The sequence below is a fragment of the Amycolatopsis sp. FDAARGOS 1241 genome, assembly GCF_016889705.1.
In the GTDB taxonomy this organism is placed as follows: Bacteria; Actinomycetota; Actinomycetes; order Mycobacteriales; family Pseudonocardiaceae; genus Amycolatopsis.
In genome coordinates, this window is the sequence record NZ_CP069526.1 from 5682117 (window position 1) to 5703375 (window position 21259).

Genomic DNA, 21259 nt, shown 5'->3' on the forward strand with positions numbered 1-21259 from the left:
AACCTTCTCATCCCAAGGCCTTCACCGCGGCGGTCGTGACGCGGGCGATCAGCGCGTCGTCCGTTGTGGCGTCCGCGGCGCGGTGGTCGGAGAGCACCACGAGGACGATCGGGGCCCGGCCGGGGGGCCAGGTGATCGCGATGTCGTTGCGGGTGCCGTGGTCGGCGGTGCCGGTTTTGTCGGCGACCTGCCAGCCGGCCGGAACGCCGGCGCGGATGGTGGCGGCGCCGGTGGTATTGGCGCGCATGGTGTCGGTCAGGAAGGTGCGGGCGTCCGGCGGCAGCACCGAGCCGAGGACCACCGCGCGCAGATCGCGTGCCCACGTGCGTGGCGTCGTCGTATCGCGGACGTCGCCGGGGGCGCTTTCGTTGAGGGTGGTTTCGGTGCGGTCGACGTGGGTCGTCCGGTCGCCGATCGAGCTGAGCCACGAGCCCAGCGCCGGGGGGCCGCCGAGTTCGCGGAAGAGGAGGTTGGCGCCGGTGTTGTCGCTGTAGCGCAAGGCCGCGTCCATGACCGCGCGCAACGTCATGCCGTCCGCGACGTGCTGCGAAGTGATCGGCGAGGCGGAGACGACGTCGGCTTGCGTGTACTTCACCACGCGGTCGATGCCGGCCACGCCGAGCTTCTTCAGCACCGCGGCAGAGCTGAACACCTTGTGCGTCGAGGCGTACGCGAAGCGCTCGTCGGCGCGGTAGGCGACCTCGCGGCCAGAGCCGGTGTCGAGGGCGTACACGCCGAGGCGGGCGCCGAACGTCCGCTCCACGTCCGCGAAGTCGTGGCTCGAAACGGCCGCCGACGATGGGGTGGTCGGCGGCGCGACCTGCGGAGACGCGGGCACGGCACACCCCGCCAGCAGCGCGAGGGCCACCAGCGGCACAGTCTTGCGAAGCAACGAGATCCCCCTTCGGAAGTGATCGGCATCCGCAGTCTCACGAAACCCCTCCATGCTGTCGAAGACAGAAATGGCCACTTCCATGCCGAACGGGCATACAGTGTGCTCGTGGACCTGATCGGCAGCTGCCGCGCGTTCGTCGGCGTGAGCGAGACCGGGAGCTTCACCGCAGGCGCCGCGGTGGCCGGCATCCCGCAGCCCGTGGCGAGCCGCCGCATCGCTGCGCTCGAGCGCCACCTCGGCGAGCGGTTGTTCGACCGCGCGACGCGCCGGGCACAGCTGACGCCCTTCGGCCGCGACCTGCTGCCGTCGGCGCGGCGGCTGGTGCGCCTGGCCGACGCGATGGAACACGACGCCAAACGCGCCAAGCTCCGGCCGCTGCGCCTGGCCGTGCCGGACACCTGCACCACCCGCGACCTGGCCGAGCTCGACGCCGAGGCCCGCGCGCTCGGCGTCTTCCTCGAGTTCCGCCCGGCGCCGCCCGGGGAACGCGCGGAGCTCGTCCGCACGCACGACGTCCGGGCCGCGGTCGTCGCCGTGCCCACCGGTGATGCCCTGTGGACGGTCCCGCTCGGTGTCGCGGGCACGGAGCGCCGGCCGCTCCCGCCCGTCGTCCACCTCGACACGCTGCGGGCCGGGCGCGGCGCGAGGGCCGAGCGCCGCCGCGTGTGGATCCAGCCCGAGGACGACGTGCCCCACATCCGCGACCGGGTCTCCCGCGTGCGCGACGCCGTCGGCCTGCAGCCCGCGCAGGTCGCCGTCGCCGATTCGCTGACGGCCGCCGCGGCAGGCGTCTACTCCTCGGCCGACCTGCTGCTGTGCTCGGTCGTCCAAGCGACCGAACTGGGCCTCGGCTGGCGGCCGATCGGGGAGCTCGACCTGGCGCGCGGCTTCGACGTCGCGGCCGCGCTCGGCGAAGATGCCCAGCACCTGCGCACGCAGCTGCGGGCCGGTCTCGCCCGCTGCCTCGGCGCGACCGACGAGGAGGACGGGTGAGCACCGAAGCCCTGCTGCGAACGCTGCGCGCCGAACTCGACGACGGCGGGCTGCGCGGCTCGTTCCTGGTGCGCGACCTGCGCACCGGCCGCGAGCTCGGCATCGACCCCGATCTGGAGTTCCCGAGCGCGTCGCTGGTCAAGGTCCCGCTCGCCGCCGCGACGCTCGAACGCGTCCGCCTCGGCGAGCTCGACGGCGCCACCCCGATCGACGTCCGGCCGGGCCGGGTCACCACTCCCGGCCCCACCGGCCTCGCCCGCTTCCGGCACCCGGCGCGCGTCGCGATCGACGACCTGCTCTACCTGAGCCTGGCGATCAGCGACGGCACGGCGGCCGACGCGCTGTTCCAGCTCACGCCGCCGGCCGAGGTCACGCGGATGCTGCGCGAGTGGGGTGTCGACGGCGTCACCGTCCGGCACCCGATGGGCGAGCTGGCCGACACACCGGCCGAACGCTTCGGGCCAGGAGAGATCCACCTGGCCCACTCACTCGCCATCCGCGCCGGGACCGCCGGCCGCGGGCACCCGGTGTCGCAATTGGACATCAGCCGCGCCAGCTCCGGGTCGGCCCGCGCGTACACCGGCCTGCTCGAAGCGCTGTGGCGGCCGTCCAAGGTGGACGAAGCGGTGGCCGCGCGGGTACGCGAGCTGATGGCCCAGAACCTGATGCGGCAACGGCTTTCACCCGACTTCTGGTCCGACGCCACGAAGTGGTCGTCGAAGACCGGGACCCTGCTGAACCTGCGGCACGAGGTCGGGGTCGCCGAGCACGCCGACGGTCAGGTGTTCGCGGTCGCCGCGCTCACCGAGTCACGGGTCCCCGCGGCGATCCAGCCCGAAGCCGAGATCCTCATGGCCCGCGTCGCCCGGACGCTGCGCGACCACCTGCGGTCGCACTGACCTCAGGCCATCCGCTCGAACCACCGGTCCACGATGGCGTCGGCCACTCCGGGGTCGTCGCGCAGGATGCTGGTGAGCGCGAGCCCCCGAAGCAGCACGAGCAGCGATTCGTAGCCGATCCGATCGTTCCCGAAGGACTCGAAAGTCTCCCGCAGTTCGCGGCCCAGCTCGCGTTCCGCCGGCAGCAGAGCCGTGCGCAAAGCCGGATCGGTGCGCGCGCCCAGCCACAGTTCGAGGCCCGCGAGGAACAACGATCCCGACATCGCCTCACGCAACGCCGTCACGAGATCGCGTTTCGAACGGGCACCCGCGCCGGCCGCGCGCACCCGAACCAGCTGCTGCTCGGCGATGTGGTGGATCGCGGCGACGAACAAGTCCGCTTTGGACCCGAAGTGGTGCAGCAGCGCGCCGCGCGACACCCCGGCCCGCTCCTGCACGCGCTGGGTGGTGGTGCCCGCGTAGCCGAACTCCACCAGGCACCCGACGGTTGCCTCCAGCAGGTGCTCGCGGGTCCGCGCTCGTTGTTCGCTGCGGGTGGTGGGCATCGGCGCAGTCTACTCGGCTCGTTGACAGTCCAGACGGACTGTGGAACTCTCCCGGCATGCTCGCTGTGGAGTTGGTGCGCCGGGGTGCCCAGCGTTTCGCGGACCGGACGGCCGTGGTCGTCGGCGACCGGGAGTTCAGCTACGCCGCGGTCGACGAGCGCGCCAGCCGACTCACCAACGCATTGCTCTCCGCCGGCATCGGCCGCGACACCCGCGTCGGGCTGCTGGTCGACAACGGCGAGTGGTCCGTCCCGCTGGACTTCGCCTGTCTCAAGGCCGGCGTGACCCGCGTGCCGCTCAACCCGCGCCTCGCCGTCGCCGAACAATCCCGGATGCTCGCCGAGGCCGGCGTGACGCTGCTGGTCTACAGCGCGCCGCTCGCCGAACGCGCGGTGGCACTGGCCGAGGCGCTCGACGGGCTGCGGCTGGCCGGCCTCGGCGACCGGCAGCGCGCGCAGGACCTCGACCTCGTGACGGAGCTCGACCGCGTCCCAGCGGCAGATCCGCGGATCGTGGTGGCGCCGGAGGACGTCGTGCTCGCGCTCTACACCTCGGGCACCACCGGCACGCTCAAGGCCGCGCAGCACACGCAGGCCAGCTTCGCCGCCATCACGGCCAACATCCTCGCCAACTTCCTGTCCCCCGGCCGGGATTCGGCGATGCTGCACGCGGCGTCACTGATCCACGCGAGCGGCACGTTCGTGCTGCCGTACTGGATCCGCGGTGGACAGGCCGTGGTCCTGCCCGGCTTCGACCCCGGGTCCTACGCGGATGCGATCGCGCGGCACCGGATCACGGAGATCAACCTCGTGCCGACCATGCTCGGCATGCTGCTGGCCGGAGGCACCCTGGACACCGCCGATCTGTCCACTCTGGACACGATCGCCTACGGCGCGAGCCCCATGCCCCGGCCGCTGCTGAGCGAAGCGCTGGAGCGGCTGGGGCCGAGGTTCGTGCAGTACTACGGGCAGACCGAGGCGCCGCTGTGCGCGACGGTGCTCGGCAAGGCCGATCACGTCGGCGACCTGCTCGGTTCGTGTGGCCACCCGGCGGTCGACGCGGAGGTCGTGCTCACCGATCCCGACGGCAATCCCGTGCCCGCCGGTGAGATCGGCGAGATCCGAGTGCGGGCCCCGTTCACGATGAGCGGTTACCTCGACGCGCCGGAGCTCACCGCCCAGACGCTCGTCGACGGCTGGATCCGCACGCGCGACCTGGCCCGTGCGGACGAGCGCGGTTACCTGTACCTGGTCGACCGCGCGAGCGACATGATCGTGACCGGCGGCTACAACGTTTACCCGCGCGAAGTCGAAGACGCACTGGCCGCGCACCCGGCCGTCGCCGAGTCGGCCGTGGTGGGCGCGCCGGACGCGACCTGGGTCGAGGCCGTGACGGCGTTCGTCGCGCTGCGGCCCGGCGCGACGGTGTCCGAAGAGGACTTGCGCACGCACGTGCGGGGCCTGCTCGCCGGGTACAAGGTGCCCAAGAGCGTGCGCGTCGTCGACGCGATCCCGAAGTCGGCCGTCGGCAAGATCCTGCGCCGCGCGCTGCGGGAGCCGTTGTGGGAGGAACACCGATGAGCGAAACCGTCCTGGTCGAGCGCCGGGGCCCGGTCACGATCGTCACGATCAACCGGCCCGAGCGCCGCAACGCCGTGGACCGCGCCACCGCCGAGGCGCTGGCCGGCGCGTTCCGCGCCTTCGACGCCGACGCGGACGCCGCGGTCGCCGTGCTGCAGGGTGCCGAGGGCACGTTCTGCGCGGGCGCCGACCTCAAGGCCGTCAGCGAGGGCTCGGGAAACCGCGTCGAACCCACGGGCGACGGGCCGATGGGGCCCACGCGCCTGCGCCTGGCCAAACCGGTCATCGCCGCGGTCAGCGGGCACGCCGTGGCGGGCGGCCTCGAACTGGCGCTGTGGTGCGACCTGCGCGTCGCCGACGACACGGCCGTCTTCGGCGTGTTCTGCCGGCGCTGGGGCGTCCCCTTGATCGACGGCGGCACCGTGCGGCTGCCGCGCCTGATCGGCCAGAGCCACGCGATGGACCTGATCCTCACCGGCCGCCCGGTCCCGGCCGAGGAGGCACTGCGCATGGGCCTGGCCAACCGCGTCGTCCCGGCGGGGCAGGCGCTGGAGGCCGCGGTCGAACTCGGGAATTCGCTCGCCGCGTTCCCGCAGACCTGCCTGCGCGAGGACCGCGCGTCCGTCCTCGAACAACACGGCGCGAGCGAAGAGTCCGCCCTGGCCAACGAATTCGCGCACGGCCGCGTCTCCCTCGCCACCGACACGGCGGCCGGCGCCACCCGCTTCGCCCGCGGCGCCGGCCGGCACGGTTCGTTCGACAGCTGACCGGGTGGGGCGCCGCCGAACCGGCGCCCCACCGGGTCGATCACGCGGCCACGTAGCCCGCGTCGAGTTCTCGGTGCAGTGTGACGCGGTCGATCGCCTTTTCCCACTTGCCCACGACGAGCGTGGCCACGCAGTTGCCGGCGATGTTGGTGAACACGAAGGCGGCCGAGAGGACACTGTGGACACCCAGCACGAGCGCGATGCTGCTGACCGGGATCGTGTGCGTGGCCGCCAAGGTCAGGGCCAGCACGGCGATCGCCGAGCCGGACACACCCGCGCCGCCCTTCGAGGTGAGGAGCAGCACGACCAGGAGACCCAGCTGAGCCTGCCAGCTCAGGTCGGTGCCTGTGGCCTGCGCGAGGAACACGCTGACCGCGGCGAAGTACAGGCACGTGCCGTCGTGGTTGAAGCTGTAGGCGGTGGGCAGCACGAGGCCGACCACGGGCTCGTCGACGCCCAGCTTCTCGAGCTTCGCCGTGAGCTGCGGGAAGACGCTCTCCGACGAGCTCGTGCCGAGCACCAGCACCAGCTCCGCGCGGAAGTAGCGCAGCACCTTCCACAGGCTGACCCCGGCGTAGCGCGAGACCGGCCACAGCACGAGCACGAAGAACAGCACCACGATCAGGTAGAACACGCCCACGAGCTTGCCGAGCGGCAGCAACGTGGACAGTCCGTACTTCGACACCGTGAAGGCGATGGCGCCGAACGCCGCGAACGGCGCGAGGCGCATGACCTTCTTGATGATCCAGAACAGCGACTGCTGCACGGTGCCGACGATGTTCAGCACCGGCTGAGCCTTCTCACCCAGCGCCGCGAGCCCGCACGCGAACAGGACCGAGAACACCAGCACCTGCAGGATCTCGCCCTTGGCGAACGCGTCGACGGCCGAGGTCGGCACGAGGCTCACGAGGAAATCGTCGAAGCCCTCCGACTTCGCCGGCGCCGCGGAAGCCGGGGCGTGCAGCGACGACGGGTCGATGTTCATGCCCTCGCCCGGGCGCAGCACATTGACCACGACGAGGCCGAGCACGAGCGCGACCGTGGTGATCACTTCGAAGTACACGATGGCCTTCACCGCGATGCGCCCGACCTTGCCGAGGTCGCGCACGCTCGCGATGCCGTGGGTGACGGTGCAGAAGATGATCAGTCCGACGACCATCTGGATGAGGTGGATGAAGATGTCGCCGAGGAAGTCGACGTGGTGGCCGACCGAGGGCGCGAGCGCGCCCACGAGCACGCCGGCGACGACGCCGGCGACGACCTGGAAGGTCAGGTCGGTGTAGAACGGCTTGCGCTTGCGGGTCTGCCCGGGGGCGCCCGCCGAGGTGGTTTCACTCATCGTCTTCCGGTTTCTCCGTTGAATCTCCGGTGCCGGCACACGCCGGGGTGGTGCTACACGTCGCCGAGGACGGCCTTGGCCGGCGCGAACACCTCGTCGGCGTCGAGGCGGCGCGGGAGCAAACCCTGTTCGAGGCACGCGTCGACGATCAGCTCGACGGGGCCCCGCAGGCGGTCGAAGCCGAACAGCGTCGGGCGCGGTTCACCCTCGGGCCGCTCGACGGTGGCGTCGGCGCGGAGCAGCAGCTCGTAGGCCTCGCGGACGGCGGCCGGGTTGTCGCGGGCCACGGTGGCGCCGGCGACCACCATGTGGTTGATCGGCATGAACCCGTGCTCGCGCCACCACTGCTCGTCGCGGGCGCGCGCGTCGGGGATCACCCGCACGAACTCGTCGCCTTCGGGCAGGTCGTTGCCGAGGATGGTGGCGTCGATGCGGCCTTCGCGCAGCAGGTCGGGCAGGCTCGCGTCGCCGACGCCGTGCTCGACGAAGTCCGGGTCCTCGTACTCGGCGACGTGGGCGCCGTCGCGAGTGAGCCAGCGGATGTCGCGCGAGGCGAGACCGAAGTCCCCGGTGAGGTGCGCGCGCACCCACATGCCCGTGGTCTGGGTGAACGCCCGGACGCCGATGGTCTTGCCCTTGAGCTCCTCGGGCTTCACCGGCCGTGCCGCGTGGGCGATGAGGCAGCCGCGCTGGAACCTCGACGCGACGACGGCGGGCAGCAGCACGACCGGGCGGCCGTAGGCGATCGCCTGCAGGGCCGTGACGATCGCGAGCTCGCTCAGGTCGTAGGCCTCGTCGCGGACCATCGGCGCGAACGCCTTGTGCACGGGCTTGACGGCGTGGAAGTCGAGCGTGACCGCGTCGCTGGTGACCTCGCCGTTCTTGAGCGGCTGGGTGTGCGGGTAGTCGGCGAGGACGGTCCGCAGGACGGTCGGCTCAGGCACGGTTCCCTCCCGGGTAGAACACGGCCGCGGTCCCGCCGAAGATCTGCCGCACGTCGGCATCCGGCAGCACGGAAACGGTTTCGCGGGCCTCGGCGAGGAGGTCGGGCAGCCGGCCCTCGGCGGCGGGGAAGTTCGAACCCCACACGAGGCGGTTCGCGCCGTAGGCCGCGACCAGGTCCGTGAGGAAGTCCTTGACGGTCGACGCGCCCTTCTCCGCCGCGGCCAGCGCGCGGTGGGTGAGCTTGAGGTGCACGCCCGGGTAGGCGGCGAGGTCGAACAGGTCCTTGGCCAGGCGGTAGGGACGGCCGTCGGACAGGTCGGGGCGCGCGCAGTGGTCGAGCAGCACGCGGACCTTCGGAAAGCGGTCGAGCAGTTCGCGCAGCTTGGGCAGACCCTGGATGGTCATCTGCAGGCATACCGGGATGTCGTGTTGCTCGGCGTGGGCCCAGGCGGGGAACGAGTCCTCGTGGCCGAGCCAGTCGGCCTGGCCGGGCATGGTGGTGCCGGTGGTGAAGAGGCGGAAGCCGGAGAAGCCCAGGCCCTGCCAGTGGTCGATCCGCTCGACGGCGTCAGGGGCCATCGCGTCTATGGAGTAGACGCCGGCGAAGCGGTCGGGGTGGCGCCGCAGCGCCTCGGCGACGTAGCGGTTGTCGTGCCCGTAGACGGTGGACGCCTGCACCACCACGGCCTTCGCGATGCCGGCGTCGTCGAGGGCCCGCACCAGGCCTTCGATGTCCACGGGGTGGGCCTTCGACCACTCGGACTGCTTCCCCCCGATCGGGTCGACCGGGTACTGCTCCGCGTCCGGGGAGATGACGTGGGTGTGCGTGTCGATGATGTCCATCAAACCTCCTGTGAGCCGGGGGGACGGCGCAGCACCGGGTCCTCGGCGACCCGGCCCCGGAACCCGCGCGCTCCGGCAGTCCGGGACCATACACGATTGTTAACAATCTCGTACGAGATTGTGGGAACGATTTCGTCGGCACGACGGTGCGCAGTGTTGCGTGGACGGACAGCGAGCTGGTCAGGGGCGGTGCGGGAATGGCGGGCGAGGCCATGGTGACAAATCGGTGCCGGGCGCTCGCGACGAGGAGGATGCCGCAAGGATCGGCTTTTGCCGGGATCGCGGCCAGGCTCGGCGGCGAAGGCATGCGGCAGCCCCGGGCACGGCGCCGAGAAGTGGCCGCGGGCCGTTCACCCAGCGGCCTTGATCGCGACAGCGGCGGGCACCGGCTGCGCACACCGACTGGCCCGAAGCCGCAGCGCGGTGGACCCACGCACCGCCAGCGTTCAGCAGTGGGACCGGACCACACGGGACAGCACGAAGCCCCGAGCTCCGGAAGGTCCGGAACCCGGGGCTTCGCCGTGGCGGGACGGGCGTCAGCCGAACATGCCGACCTGGTAGTCACCCGCCGGCTGCCGGGTGATGACGTTCATCCGGTTGAACGTGTTGATCAGGGCGATCAGCGCGACGAGGCCGGCGAGGGCGTCCTCGTCGTAGTGCTTCGCGGCGGCCTGCCAGGCCTCGTCGGTGACGCCGCCCGCGGCGTCGGCGATGCGGGTGCCCTGTTCTGCCAGCTCGAGGGCCGCGCGCTCCGCGTCGGTGAAGACCGTGGCCTCACGCCAGGCCGCGACGAGGTTGAGGCGCGTCGGCTCTTCCCCGGCGGCAATCGCGTCCTTGTAGTGCATGTCGGTGCAGTAGCCGCAGCCGTTGATCTGGCTGGCGCGCAATTTCACGAGCTCCTGCGTCGCGGCGGGCACGCCGGAGCCGTGCACGGCCTTGTCCGCCGAGACGATGTACTTCAGGAACTTGCCGGCGACCGCGTTCTCGAACAGGTTCAGCCGTGCTTCCATGGTGTGCTCCTCAGCCGTCTCTCGAAGCTTCTGCCATCGGGTTACGCAGCATTGACGAGCCGGCGCCGGAACTTGTGACAGCGGCGAATGTGACCTGCGTCTCAGCCCAAGTCGGCCTCCGGCCGGACCTCGAGCGACGCGCCCGCCTGGTGCAGTTCGAGCACGATCAGCTCGTTGCGCCCACGCCGCCACAACGGCGCCGGGGCGTACAGCGTGCGCTGCGGGCCGCGGCTCCAGTAGCGGCCGAGGTTGAAGCCGTTGAGCCAGACGATCCCCTTCTCCCACCCGGGCAACGCGACGAACCCGTCGGCCGGCTCGCCGATCGTCACCGACGCCCGGTGGAAGGCCGGCCCGGCGGGTGCGGTGCCCGCACGGAAGTGCACTGTGGACAGATCGTCGAGCGGCAGCGGCCGGATCTCCCAGCCGAAGAGCTTCTGCTGGGTGTTCATCGCGACCCACCCGTCGATGCCCTTGCGGTCGGCGAGGTACGGGCCGTAGTTCACGCGGCCGTTGGTGTCGACGAGGATGTCGAGCTGGTTCTCCGCTTCGGTGAACGTCACGTTCACCGTGGCGTCGGGCGTGTTCCGGTCGAGCACACCGACCTGCTCTCCCCCGGCGAAGACCAGCGCGCGGTCGGCGAGGCCGTGGATGCTGACCGTCCCGCTGTGCGGCCCCTGCACCTTCGTGCGGTAGTGGATGAGCCCCGTCGCCTGGCCGACCTTCTCCATCGGCAGCGGCTGCACCGAGTGCACCACCTTCGACAACGCGGGCAGCGAGTCGAGGAGCGACGCCACTGCGTCCGGCGTCACCGTCTGCGCGGCCAGCCGCGGCGACCGGGCGGGCAGCGGGTCCGAGGGCAGCTTCGTGTACTTGCCGATCACGGCGCGCAACGCGGTGAACTTCGCGCCGAGGTCCCCCGCCTCGCCGACGGGCGAATCGTAGTCGTAACTCGTGACGGTCGGCTGGTACGTCGTGCCGGATGTGTTGGCACCGCTGGTGAAGCCGAAATTCGTGCCACCACAGGCCATGTACAGGTTGACCGACGCGCCCGTGGCCAGAATCGTGTCGACGTAACCCGCCATCTGCTGCGGGTCGCGCGTGTTGTGCTGCTCGCCCCAGTGGTCGAACCAGCCGTCCCAGAATTCGGCCATCATGACCGGCTCGCCGGGCTGGAACTTCTTGATCGCCTCCAGGCTCGGCACCGGGTTTCCGTCGCCGGTACCGACTTCGAGCGTGCCGGGCAGCGAACCGAAACGCATGAAGAAGTCCGACGCGCCGTCCGCGGCGAACAGCAGGCTCGTCAACCCGCGCGCGCGCAGGCTGTCGCGCAGGTGCGCCAGGTACGACGTGTCGTTGCCGTAGCTGCCGTACTCGTTCTCGATCTGCACGGCGATCACCGGTCCGCCGCGGTGTGCTTCGAGCTGGGCCAGCCGCGGCACGAGGTGGTCGTACCACGCGTCGACGGCCTTGAGGTACTTCGGCTCGGCGCAGCGCAGCTCGAGGTCGCGGTCGGCCAGCAGCCACGCCGGCAGCCCGCCGAACTCCCACTCCGCGCAGATGTACGGGCTGGGCCGCACGATCACCTGCAGCCCGACCTCGCCCGCGGTGCGGATGAACTTCGGCAGGTCGCGCCAGCCGCTGAAGTCCGGTGCGCCGGGCCGGGGCTGGTGGAAGTTCCACGCCACGTACGTCTCGACCGTGTTCAAGCCGAGCGCGCGCAACCGCAGCAGCCGGTCGCGCCACTGTTCGGGGTGGATGCGGAAGTAGTGGATCGCGCCGGAGATGATCTGGAAGGGCTTGCCGTCCAACAGGAACTGCTCGCCCGACACCGTCAGCCCGCGGCGGCCCGCCGCCCCGGCCGGTGCGGCGAACACGGTGCTCGCCGCAGCCAGCCCGGCGGCCGCGCCACCGAGGAAGCTCCGCCTGCTCACTGGGTTCACGAAGGTTCTCCGATCAGGGGGGTCAGCCGAGCGTCGCGGCGCGGGCCTGGGTGATCACCGCGTCGAGCACACCGTCGCCGACGAGCGCCTGGCGCACGCCCCACCGGTTGGTGTTCCCGGTCTTCACGGCCTGCGCCTTCGTCACGAGCGCGTCGGCGGACGCGGTGAGCCGCTGGGCCGCCTGGTCGTCGCCGCGAGCTGAGGCGGCGAGGGCGTCGAGCTGGTCGACGAGCGCACCGCCCCAGTAGGTGCTCGCGTCGAGCCACGGCGACGCTTCGTCGACGAACGCGCTCGCCACGTGGCCGCCCCGGATCACCTTCGCGGCGTCGCGGATCTGCACGGCGTACGCGCGCAGATCGGCCATGGAACGGCGGTGGTCACCGGCGTTCCACCGCTGCCAGAACGCCTTCGTCTTCGCCGCCAGCACCGGTGCCTGCGGCTGCCACGGCGTCGGGCCGAACGTCGGCGCGAGGTGCTCGAGGTCGGCGAAGACCGCCAGTGCCGCACTCGCCCGCGCGTCTCCGCCCGCCAGCCGCGCCAGCGCCTGCGGCCACGACCGCTCCGGCGAGTAGCCCGCATCGTTCCACGCGAAGTCGGTCGCGCCGAACTCGGCGACCTCGCTGGCCGCCTCCTGGTTCATCGGGTTCGCGACGATTCCGTTGAGGTACTGCGAAAGCCCGGCCTGGCGCTGCGCGTACGGCGCGAGCAACAGCCGTCCGGCCGACTGCTCGTAGTCGTTGACCGGGTAGTTGTCCCACAGGAACACCTTGCGTCCATACACTGTGGACACCTGCTGCGCCTCATCGGTCGTGACGCTCGGCGGGACCACGTCGGTGCCCGTCCACTGCACGACGACCGACGGGTCGAGGTTCTCGCGCAGCTCCGTCTTGTACGGGGAATCCTTCAGGTCGCTGTACTCCGTGGGCACCGTCTGGAGCGGCCGCGCGCCGTCGTGGGTCTTGATGAAGCCGGTCGTGATCGCGTTCAGCAGCGACACCTGCGCCTTGCCCGCGGCCGCCTGCCCGGGCGTGCCGAACGTGGTCTGGTCAGCGGCGCAGTTCCACTTGGTGTAGGAGATGTCGTCGAACGGAATCGAGAACGACCGCACGCCCAGGTCGTACACCGACTGCAGCTTCGCCTTCACCGCGGCGATGTCGTCGGGCGAGGAGAAGCAGATCGACACGCCGGGCGAGAGCGCGTAGGTGAAGTCGACGTGGTGCGCGGTCGCCGACTGCACCAGCTGACCGAGCGTGGCGAGTTCACCGGCGGGGTACGGATCGCGCCACTGCGCACGAAGGTAGGCGTCGTCCTTGGCGCTGTAGACGTAGGTGTTGGCCTTGACCTCGCCGAGGAACGCGATCTGCCGCAACCGGTCCGCCGTGCTCCACGGCGGGCCGTAGAAACCTTCGATCGAGCCGCGCAGGCTCATGTTCGGCCAGTCGCGCACGGCGACGCCGCTGATCGCCCAGCCGTGGCCGGACGGGACGAACAGCTGCCGCAGCGTCTGCGCGCCGTAGTACTGGCCCGAGCCGTCGCGGCCGCCGATCACGATCTCGCCGCCCGCGGTGCTCAGCGCGTAGCCCTCGGCCTGGTCGGGCACTGGCACGGCGCGGGTGACGTCGGCGCGCCCGGCGCCACCGAGCCGGACCACGAGTGCGTGGCTGTGGCGGGGTTCGCGGCCGGGCGCGACGACGGTCACCTTCCGCGCGCCGTGTTCGCGCAGCAGGGCCGTGACGAGGTCCCTGGCCGCGGCGTCGGTTCCGGAGTCGGCGACGAGCACGACTTCGTCGGAAACGGGGACGTCGCCCGAATCGCGGCCGAGCGACTGCGGGGTCGGGGTGACGATCGGCAGCGCGTGCTGCTCGGGCGCGGCCGCGGCGGGTTGCGTCGCGGTGGCGAGCGCCGCGATCGAGGCCCCGGCCGCCAGGACGGCGGCGAGGCGGCGGGTACGGGAGCGTGCGGTCATGCGGGGGTCCCTCGGTTCGGGGTCGGGCCGGGTCAGGCGGCGGGCGGGACGGTGCGGTAGAGCGCGAAGGTCGACAGGTACGGCGTGGCACGGGCCTGCGTGATCACCACGCGCAGGTGGTTCGTGGTCACGGGCGCGGACAGCGTCAGCAGGCGGGTGTAGCCGATGGTGGTGACCGTGCCGAGCGTCTGCCACGTGCCGTTCACCTCGGCTTGCACCGTCGCACCCTCGACGTGCTGGCCGCGGGTGATGTCCTCACCGAGCCGGAGCTGGTCGAACGTCGCGGGTTTCGCGAGCGGCACGTCGAGGGTGCCGGCCAGTGCCCCGTGGGGCGGGGTCCACGACGTGGCGAGCGAACCGTCGGTGACCGCGGCGACGGCCTTGTCACCGGGCCGCGGCTGCGCGAGGTCGACCTGCGTGGCGGCGACGGACTTCCCGAACGCCGCCAGCGCCGCGACGTCGGCGGGAGCGAGCTCGCCGTCCGGCCCGGGCGGGACGTTCAGCAGCAGCGACGAGTTGCGGCCGACCGTGCGGCGGTAGAGGTCGACGAGCTGTGCGGCGGTCTTCGGCTGTTCATCGGGGTGGAAGAACCAGCCGGGGCGGATCGAGACGTCGGACTCGGCCGGGGCCCACTGCAGGTAGCGCACGGACGGGTCGGCCAGGACCTGGCGCGAACCGAGGTCGGTGGCCGTCGCGCCGCCGAGGAACAGCTCTTCGTTGTGCGCGGTGTTCGGGTCGCCCGACATCGGCAGCGGGCTCCACTCCGTGGTGCGGGCCTGGCCGGACTCGTTGCCCACCCAGCGCACGCCGGCGGGACCGGCGAAGGTCACGGTGTCCGGCGACAGCGCGTGGATCATCGAGAACCACGTGGTGAAGTCGTAGTTCTCACTGATCCCGTTGTCGCGCCAGGGGTTGGCGCCGTCGAGCCACAGCTCGTCGATCGGGCCGTACTGGGTGAACAGCTCGTAGAGCTGGTTGAGGTAGTAGGTGTTGTAGTCGTCCTCGGTCACGCTGAAGCGCGGCAGCTTGCCGGCGGCCAGCGCGGCGGCGCGGTCGTCGTCCGGTACGAGCGTCGGGATGGTGCGCTGCTTCACCGCGCTGCCGGTGCCGTAACGGCCCTGGCCCTGCGGCGCGCCGGCGCGGTCGTCGTAGGTGGCCTGTTCTTCGATGCTCAGCGGCTGCCCCGCGGCGACCTTCGCCTCGACGCGCTTGACCTCATCGGCGAAGAAGCTCGCGGGCAGTTCCGCGCCGTCGGCGGGCGAAAGGTAGACGCCGACCTTGAGGCCCGCTTTTCGGGCGGAGTCGACGTAGTCGCGCAGGATGTCGCCGCGCGGGTTGGCGCAGCCCGCGTCGCGGGCCTGCCAGAAGGCCGACGGGTCCTGCGTGCGGCTGGCCTGTGCGGCCTGGCGGGCGGCGTCGGCGCCGGTACAGCCGGGGCTGACCCACCACGGGCTCGCGACCACGGAGTGGTTGGTGTAACGGGTCGGGTAGAGCACGAACCCGTCGTGGTGCTTGGCGGTGAGCATCACCTGCGTGACTCCCGCGGCCTTGAGCGAGCGCATCCACTGGTCGGTGTCCACGGCGGACGGGGCGAACGTCGATTCCTTCTCCGCACCGGAGCCCCATTCGCGGTCGGTGAAGGTGTTCATGCCGAAGTGCGTGAACGCGGTGACGGGCCGCTGCTGCCACGCGAGCTGGCCGGGCCGCGGCACGACGGCGGCCGCTTTGGTGAGCACGCGGTCCATCCCGTCGCAGGGTTCGACGGTCATGATGGTCGCGGTCTTGATCGGTCCCGTGCAGCCGCGGTCCGGCTGCACGGCTTGGATTGCTCGGTCTGCTTGGGCGGCGGTCGCGGGCACGGCCGAGCCGGCGGCGACGGTCAACAGTGCGGCCAGAACAAGGCTCCGGCGCGGCGAGATCGGCACGTGCTCCTCCTGACGAGTTCGCGCGGCCGCCTGCCCCGGTGGCGGCCGGCGACGAGCTGGTGGATCGCCCAGCACATTAGGTGCGAAATCCATCGGATGTCTAGACCTACTCAGGGGAGGTGTGTGCAACTGTCCGATCGTTGTCCGACTGCGTCAATCGTTGTTCACTCCTGGTTGATGGCGTTAACTGACCGGAAAACGCAGGTCCCGGCCGACGTTCGGGGGAGGTCAGTCCTCCGATGGGTTCCGGGCGACTAGCATTCTGGGAGTGCTGACGGTGCTGGGGTGGGTCACCTTCGTGGTGTGGCTGGGCCTCACGTTCTGCCACGGTTTCTACTGGCGCACGGACCAGCGCCTGCCGCCGCTGTCGCGGCCGGCGGAGTGGCCCTCGGTCGCGATCGTGGTGCCGGCGCGCGACGAGGCGGCCGTGCTCCCGTCGACGCTGCCGGCCCTGCTCGCGCAGCGGTATCCGGGTTCCGCGCGCGTGATCCTCGTCGACGACGCGAGCACCGACGGCACGGGGGAGCTCGCGCGCCGGCTGGGCACTTCGTCGTCGCTGCCGCTGACGGTGGTCACGCCCGACCCCCTGCCGGACGGCTGGACGGGCAAGCTCTGGGCGGCCGCACGTGGTGTGGCCGAGGCGGGCGCGGTGGACTTCGTGCTGCTGACCGACGCGGACATCGCGCACGGGGCGGGTTCGCTGGAGACGCTGGTTTCGGCCGCCGGGCGCTACGACCTGGTGTCGCAAATGGCCGTGCTGCGGACGTCGACGCCCTGGGAACGCTTGATCGTGCCGGCGTTCGTGTACTTCTTCGCGATGCTTTACCCGTTCCGGCGGGTGAACTCAGCACGCTCCCGCGTCGCCGCGGCCGCCGGGGGCTGCGTGCTCGTGCGGCGATCCGCATTGGAGCGCGCGGGCGGCCTCGCCGCCATCCGCGGCGCCGTCATCGACGACGTCGCCCTGGCCCGCGTGGTGTCAGCCGCGGGCGGGCGCACCTGGCTCGGCTTCGCGACGAACGTCCACAGTGTACGGCCGTATCCCCGGCCGGCCGACCTGTGGCACATGGTGACCCGCACGGCCTACACGCAGTTGCGGCATTCGCCGATCGTGCTGCTGGGCACGGTCATCGGGCTGGCAGTGGTGTTCCTCGCTCCCCCGGTGCTGACCTTCACCGGGCCGTCGTGGCCGGCCTTGGGCGCCTGGGCACTGATGGCGGCGACGTTCGTGCCAATCGCCCGGTATTACCGGCAGTGGCCGGTGCTGGGCGTCCTGCTGCCGGTGACGGCTTTGCTGTACACGCTGATGACGCTGGACTCGGCGCGGCGGCACTTCGCCGGCCGCGGGGCGGGGTGGAAGGGCCGGCACTACTCGACATCGGCCTGACGCCGGCGGCCGAGGGAGTCACCGAGGGTCCAGATCGACGCGCCGAGCAGCACGAGGTCCTTGAGCAGGAACTGCCCGACCGGCGACAGCGCGGGGAAGCCGCCCGCGGCGGGATCGCCGATGCCGGGCGTGGTGAAGAAGAAGCTGATCGTGCTGAGGAACAGCAGGATCGCGACGACACTTCCCGCAGCCGAGGTCCGCGGGAACCACGGGCCGGCGGCGATGAGCACGGCGGCACCCACCTCGACGACGCCGAACACCGCGGCGAGCGGTTGCGGGGCGAGCACGTGAGCCGTCCAGGCCAGCAACGGGCTGGGGGAGACGTAGTGCTGGACGCGGATGGCTTCGGACGTGGTGAACTTCAGCGCGCCGATCCATGCGACGACCACCACGAGCCCGTACCGCACGACGACGCCACCGGCGGCGGTCGCTCGCCGCTCGATCGTGGATTCCACTGGTTCTCTTTCCTTCCGCCGGCGGACTCCGGGCGACGGTAACCAAGATCAGCTCGCCGGAACCGGCTCGGCGGCTTACGAATCGCTGACGGGCCGCGGTTGACAGGCGAGGCGATGCCCGGCCATGATGAACGCATGTTCATGAACATTTGTTCATAATCGAGGAGGTCGTCATGACCGGCATCGTCAACACCGCACAGGCCGACGCGTGGAACGGCTACGAGGGTGCACACTGGGCGGCGCACGCCGATCGGTACGACGCGGTGAACAGCGGGTTCAACGAAATCCTGCTGGCGCAGGTGGGCCCGGACGACCGGGTCGTCGACCTCGGGTGCGGGACCGGGCAGCTGACGCGGCTCGCGGCGAACCGGGCCAGGCACGTGCTCGGGGTCGATCTGTCGGAGCCGATGCTGGCGACGGCGCGGGCGCGGGCCGCCGACTTACCGAACGTCAGGTTCGAACGCGGCGACGTGCAGGCGCACGAGTTCGGCAAGGGGTCGTTCGACGTGGCGCTGAGCCGGTTCGGGGTGATGTTCTTCGCGGATCCGGTTGCGGCGTTCGCGCGGGTGCGCGGCGCGTTGCGGCCGGGCGGGCGGCTCGCGTTCGTGAGCCTGACCGAGCTGGCGGGAACCGATCTCGGCGTGGTGTTCGGGGCAATGGCGGCACATCTGCCTCGGCCGGAGCGGAGCGGGCCGACGTCCCTGGCGGATCCCGCCCACGTCCGGGCGCTGCTGGCGGAGGCGGGGTTCCGGGACGTCGTGTGCACGTACGTGGAGGCCGAGCAGGTGTGGGGGCGGGACGTCACCGACGCGGCGGAGTTCATCGAGGCGTGGGGACCGGTGCGCCACCACCTGCAGCTGGCCTCGCCCGAGGCAGCGGCGCGGGCACGGGCTGCGCTGGCCGCGGCGTTGCCGGCGTTCGCGGGGCCGGGCGGCGTGCGGTTGCGGGGCGCGGCGTGGCTGGTGACCGCCACGCGGTGAATACGATGTCCGCGATGTCACCCCGGACGGCGGCGGCCCTGCGCGACGGAGACCGGAGCCTGCGCGAGCACCTCATCGCGACGGCGGGCGCCCTCATGGCCGAAGAGGGCGCGGCGAAGCTGACCGTGCGCGCGATCGCGCACCGGGCGGGCGTCGCGGACGGCGTGCTGTACAACCACTTCGCGGACAAGGAGGAGCTGCTGGCGCACGCGCTGCGCGCCCACGTCCGCGCCGTCGAAAGCGACCTGGGCGACCTGCCGGTGCCCGGTGCCGGCACGGTCGAGGCCGGCCTGCGCGCGCACCTCGAGTACGGGCTCGCGCTGCATCGTGCGATCCTGCCGACCTTCGCCGGCCTGGTCACGCAACCCGCGGTCCTCACCCGGTTCGCCGAGCTCGCCACCCCCGGCACCGACTGGCGCGACCGGCTGCTCAGCTACCTCCACGCCGAGCGCGACCTGGGCCGCCTCGCCCCGGACGCCCACCTGGACGCCACGGCGGCCCTCCTTGTCGGCGTCTGCCACGAAACGGTGCTGTCCGCCTTGGTACCGCTCACCGGCTCCCCCGTGGAACCACCGGTCGACGCCGTCGTGGCGACGGTGCTGCAGGGCATCGGCCCTCGCGCGGACCCGTGAGCCACAGCCGCGCCCAGTTCGTCACGGCTGCCCCCGAATGGACACGGCACCGGCCGTTGATCCTGGCGGTCCTCCCAGCGCGGCCGGAGGACAGTGCACGGCAACGCCCACCCACCGGGCGGCAAACCGACAGCTTCAGCGAAGCACGGCGAAGCGCCGTGATCAACGCGGCGACGGCGGCGAGCGACAGCCGCACCAGAGCGGTCGCCGAACCTCCGTTCCTGGTGGACGAACTCACGGCTCCGTCCCGGCGAAGGTTGTCCGACACCCCCTGATCCGTCCTCAGTGGACCACAAGCCGGTTCACTGGCCGCCGAGGGCCCGATCCAGCGCGAGCGCCGCGTCGATCAGCGCTAGGTGCGTGAACGCCTGCGGGAAGTTCCCGATCTGCTCGCCGGTGAGCGCGATCTCCTCGGAGTACAGCCCGACGTGGTTGGCGTAGGTGAGCATCTTCTCGAAGGCCTGCCGCGCCTGGTCGACGCGGCCCGCGCGGGCCAGCGCGTCGACGTAGGTGAAGGTGCACAAGGAGAACGTGCCTTCCGAGCCGCGCAGGCCGTCGGGAGAGGCGCTGGGGTCGTAGCGGTACACGAGACTGTCGGTGACGAGCTCGCTGTTCATCGCGTCGAGCGTGGCGAGCCACTGCGGGTCGCGGGGCCCGATGAAGCCGACCATGGGCATCCGCAGCAGGGACGAGTCGAGCACGTCGGTGTTGTAGTGCTGCACGAACGCTTGCCGCGTGGAGTTCCAGCCGCGCTCGAGCACCTGGGTGTAGATGCCGTCGCGGGCGGCGCGCCAGCGGTCGAGGTCCGCCGGGCGGCCGTGTTCTTCGGCCAGCCGGATGCCGCGGTCGAGCGCGACCCAGCACATGAGCCGCCCGTAAGTGAACGGCTGGCGGCCGCCGCGGGTTTCCCAGATGCCCTCCTCGGGCTGGTCCCAGTGGTCGGCGACCCAGTCGAGCACGCCGGTCAGCGCCGTCCAGCCGCGCTGGGGCACGGTGAGCCCGGCCCGGTGCGCGACGAACACGCTGTCGAGAGCCTCACCGTAGATGTCGAGTTGCAACTGCTCGGCGGCGCCGTTGCCGACGCGGACCGGGCGCGAGCCGCGGTAGCCCGACCAGTGCTCAAGCACGTCCTCCTTGAGGTCCGCCGACCCGTCGATGCGGTACATGATGTTGAGCGGGCCGCCGTTGCCGACGGTGTGCTCGCGGATCCGCGCGCCCAGCCACGTGCCGAACTTCTCGGCTTCCTCGACGAAACCCAGGCCCAGCAGTGCGTAGACGGAGAACGACGCGTCGCGCACCCAGGTGTAGCGGTAGTCCCAGTTGCGCTCCCCGCCGACCTGCTCCGGCAGCGCCATCGTCGGCGCGGCGACGAGCCCGCCCGTCGGCGCGTAGGTCATCAGCTTGAGCGTGATCGCGGAGCGCTCCACGATCTCGCGCCACCGGCCGCGGTAGGTCGAGCGCGCGAGCCAGGAACGCCAGTGCGCCACGGTGTCCTGGAAAAGCTGCTCGACCTCACCCACACGGATCTCGCGCGGCGGCCCCTCGGCGCCGGACTCGAGCACCAGCCCGCGCACCTGGCCGGCGGTCAGCTTCACCGTGCCGCGCACGTCGCCGTCGTGCACCTGGACGTGCGCGAGCCGCTCGTCGCCCGGTTCGCGCACGGTGTGCAGCGTGAGCGACAGCGCGTCCGTCCCGAACACCACGCCTTCGCCCGTCACGTCCACACGGTGCGGCACCCGCCCGTAGCCGAAGCGCGGCGCCAGCACGAGCTCGAAGGTCATCGTTCCGCGGACGCACCGAAGCAGCCGCACGAGCCGGTGGTTGTCCGTCGCCTGCTCGCCCAGCGCAGGCATGAAGTCCACGACTTCCCCGACGCCACCGGGCGTGAAAAACCGCGTGATCAGCGCCGCCGTATCGGGGTGGTACATCTGCTTCGCCTCGTACGGCGTGCCCGCGGGACGCAGCTGGAACCGGCCGCCGTGCTCGTCGTCCAGCAGCGCGGCGAACACGCTCGGCGAATCGAAGCGCGGGCAGCAGAACCAGTCGACGGAGCCGTCCGTCGTGATCAGCGCAGCGGTCTGCAGGTCGCCGACCAGCCCGTGGTCGGCGATCGCGGTCTCGGTCATGTCCCCGCCTCCCTTGCCCGGCCACGATGGGACCG

The 21259-nt window shown here is 71.5% G+C and carries 18 protein-coding genes; 7 read left to right on the forward strand and 11 right to left on the reverse strand.

Going from position 1 to position 21259, the window contains the following annotated elements:
- Nucleotides 1–7: 7 nt before the first annotated feature.
- On the reverse strand, nucleotides 8–946 hold the full coding sequence (bla, locus tag I6J71_RS27960) for a class A beta-lactamase (protein ID WP_204089581.1): 939 nt from the start codon (nucleotides 944–946) through the stop codon (nucleotides 8–10).
- Nucleotides 947–994: 48 nt separating this feature from the next.
- Here bla and I6J71_RS27965 point away from each other — a divergent pair, with 48 nt between their 5' ends.
- A complete protein-coding gene (locus tag I6J71_RS27965) occupies nucleotides 995–1888 on the forward strand; it encodes a LysR family transcriptional regulator (RefSeq protein WP_239153949.1) in 894 nt (297 codons plus the stop codon).
- Nucleotides 1885–2787, forward strand: a complete 903-nt coding sequence (locus I6J71_RS27970; RefSeq protein ID WP_204089583.1) for a serine hydrolase — start codon at nucleotides 1885–1887, stop codon at nucleotides 2785–2787. The genes I6J71_RS27965 and I6J71_RS27970 overlap by 4 nt, the downstream gene beginning before the upstream one ends.
- 2 nt (nucleotides 2788–2789) lie before the next feature.
- Here the strand turns inward: I6J71_RS27970 and I6J71_RS27975 are convergent, their stop codons facing one another.
- Nucleotides 2790–3332, reverse strand: coding sequence for a TetR/AcrR family transcriptional regulator (locus tag I6J71_RS27975; protein ID WP_204089584.1), 543 nt, complete (start codon nucleotides 3330–3332; stop codon nucleotides 2790–2792).
- 56 nt (nucleotides 3333–3388) lie between these two features.
- Between I6J71_RS27975 and I6J71_RS27980 the strand changes: the two genes are divergently transcribed.
- Together I6J71_RS27980 and I6J71_RS27985 are read left to right on the forward strand one after the other, a co-directional pair.
- Nucleotides 3389–4912: an AMP-binding protein gene (locus I6J71_RS27980; RefSeq protein WP_204089585.1), complete on the forward strand. Its 1524-nt coding sequence runs from the start codon at nucleotides 3389–3391 to the stop codon at nucleotides 4910–4912.
- Nucleotides 4909–5679, forward strand: coding sequence for a crotonase/enoyl-CoA hydratase family protein (locus I6J71_RS27985; RefSeq protein ID WP_204089586.1), 771 nt, complete (start codon nucleotides 4909–4911; stop codon nucleotides 5677–5679). Before I6J71_RS27980 ends, I6J71_RS27985 begins: the two co-directional genes overlap by 4 nt.
- Before the next feature lie 40 nt (nucleotides 5680–5719).
- Here the strand turns inward: I6J71_RS27985 and I6J71_RS27990 are convergent, their stop codons facing one another.
- The 7 genes from I6J71_RS27990 to I6J71_RS28020 form a co-directional block, all read right to left on the reverse strand.
- Nucleotides 5720–7018: a cation:dicarboxylate symporter family transporter gene (locus tag I6J71_RS27990; RefSeq protein ID WP_204089587.1), complete on the reverse strand. Its 1299-nt coding sequence runs from the start codon at nucleotides 7016–7018 to the stop codon at nucleotides 5720–5722.
- A 53-nt stretch (nucleotides 7019–7071) separates the two neighbouring features.
- On the reverse strand, nucleotides 7072–7962 hold the full coding sequence (locus tag I6J71_RS27995; RefSeq protein ID WP_204089588.1) for a hypothetical protein: 891 nt from the start codon (nucleotides 7960–7962) through the stop codon (nucleotides 7072–7074).
- Nucleotides 7955–8806: an amidohydrolase gene (locus tag I6J71_RS28000; protein WP_204089589.1), complete on the reverse strand. Its 852-nt coding sequence runs from the start codon at nucleotides 8804–8806 to the stop codon at nucleotides 7955–7957. The genes I6J71_RS27995 and I6J71_RS28000 overlap by 8 nt, the downstream gene beginning before the upstream one ends.
- Before the next feature lie 536 nt (nucleotides 8807–9342).
- Entirely contained in the window at nucleotides 9343–9816 is a 474-nt protein-coding gene (locus tag I6J71_RS28005) for a carboxymuconolactone decarboxylase family protein (RefSeq protein ID WP_204089590.1), read from the reverse strand.
- 101 nt (nucleotides 9817–9917) lie between these two features.
- The gene (locus I6J71_RS28010; RefSeq protein ID WP_239153950.1) at nucleotides 9918–11747 is read right to left on the reverse strand and encodes a beta-galactosidase family protein; all 1830 of its coding nucleotides are present in this window, start codon (nucleotides 11745–11747) and stop codon (nucleotides 9918–9920) included.
- A gap of 31 nt (nucleotides 11748–11778) precedes the next feature.
- The gene (locus I6J71_RS28015; protein ID WP_204089592.1) at nucleotides 11779–13722 is read right to left on the reverse strand and encodes a beta-N-acetylglucosaminidase domain-containing protein; all 1944 of its coding nucleotides are present in this window, start codon (nucleotides 13720–13722) and stop codon (nucleotides 11779–11781) included.
- Nucleotides 13723–13754: 32 nt separating this feature from the next.
- Nucleotides 13755–15647 (reverse strand): alpha-L-fucosidase, encoded by a 1893-nt coding sequence (locus I6J71_RS28020; RefSeq protein WP_239153951.1) that lies wholly within the window; start codon nucleotides 15645–15647, stop codon nucleotides 13755–13757.
- A gap of 268 nt (nucleotides 15648–15915) precedes the next feature.
- On the opposite strand from I6J71_RS28020, the gene I6J71_RS28025 reads away from it, so the two are divergent.
- The gene (locus tag I6J71_RS28025) at nucleotides 15916–17031 is read left to right on the forward strand and encodes a glycosyltransferase (protein WP_204089594.1); all 1116 of its coding nucleotides are present in this window, start codon (nucleotides 15916–15918) and stop codon (nucleotides 17029–17031) included.
- Here the strand turns inward: I6J71_RS28025 and I6J71_RS28030 are convergent.
- A complete protein-coding gene (locus I6J71_RS28030; protein WP_204089595.1) occupies nucleotides 17013–17486 on the reverse strand; it encodes a YkgB family protein in 474 nt (157 codons plus the stop codon). The two genes, I6J71_RS28025 and I6J71_RS28030, sit on opposite strands and share 19 nt — an antisense overlap.
- Before the next feature lie 173 nt (nucleotides 17487–17659).
- On the opposite strand from I6J71_RS28030, the gene I6J71_RS28035 reads away from it, so the two are divergent.
- Both I6J71_RS28035 and I6J71_RS28040 read left to right on the forward strand, forming a co-directional pair.
- Nucleotides 17660–18466 (forward strand): class I SAM-dependent methyltransferase, encoded by an 807-nt coding sequence (locus tag I6J71_RS28035; RefSeq protein ID WP_204089596.1) that lies wholly within the window; start codon nucleotides 17660–17662, stop codon nucleotides 18464–18466.
- A gap of 14 nt (nucleotides 18467–18480) precedes the next feature.
- The gene (locus I6J71_RS28040; RefSeq protein ID WP_239153952.1) at nucleotides 18481–19098 is read left to right on the forward strand and encodes a TetR/AcrR family transcriptional regulator; all 618 of its coding nucleotides are present in this window, start codon (nucleotides 18481–18483) and stop codon (nucleotides 19096–19098) included.
- A gap of 302 nt (nucleotides 19099–19400) precedes the next feature.
- Here the strand turns inward: I6J71_RS28040 and I6J71_RS28045 are convergent, their stop codons facing one another.
- On the reverse strand, nucleotides 19401–21224 hold the full coding sequence (locus I6J71_RS28045; protein ID WP_204089598.1) for a glycoside hydrolase family 15 protein: 1824 nt from the start codon (nucleotides 21222–21224) through the stop codon (nucleotides 19401–19403).
- Between the last annotated feature and the right edge of the window lie 35 nt (nucleotides 21225–21259).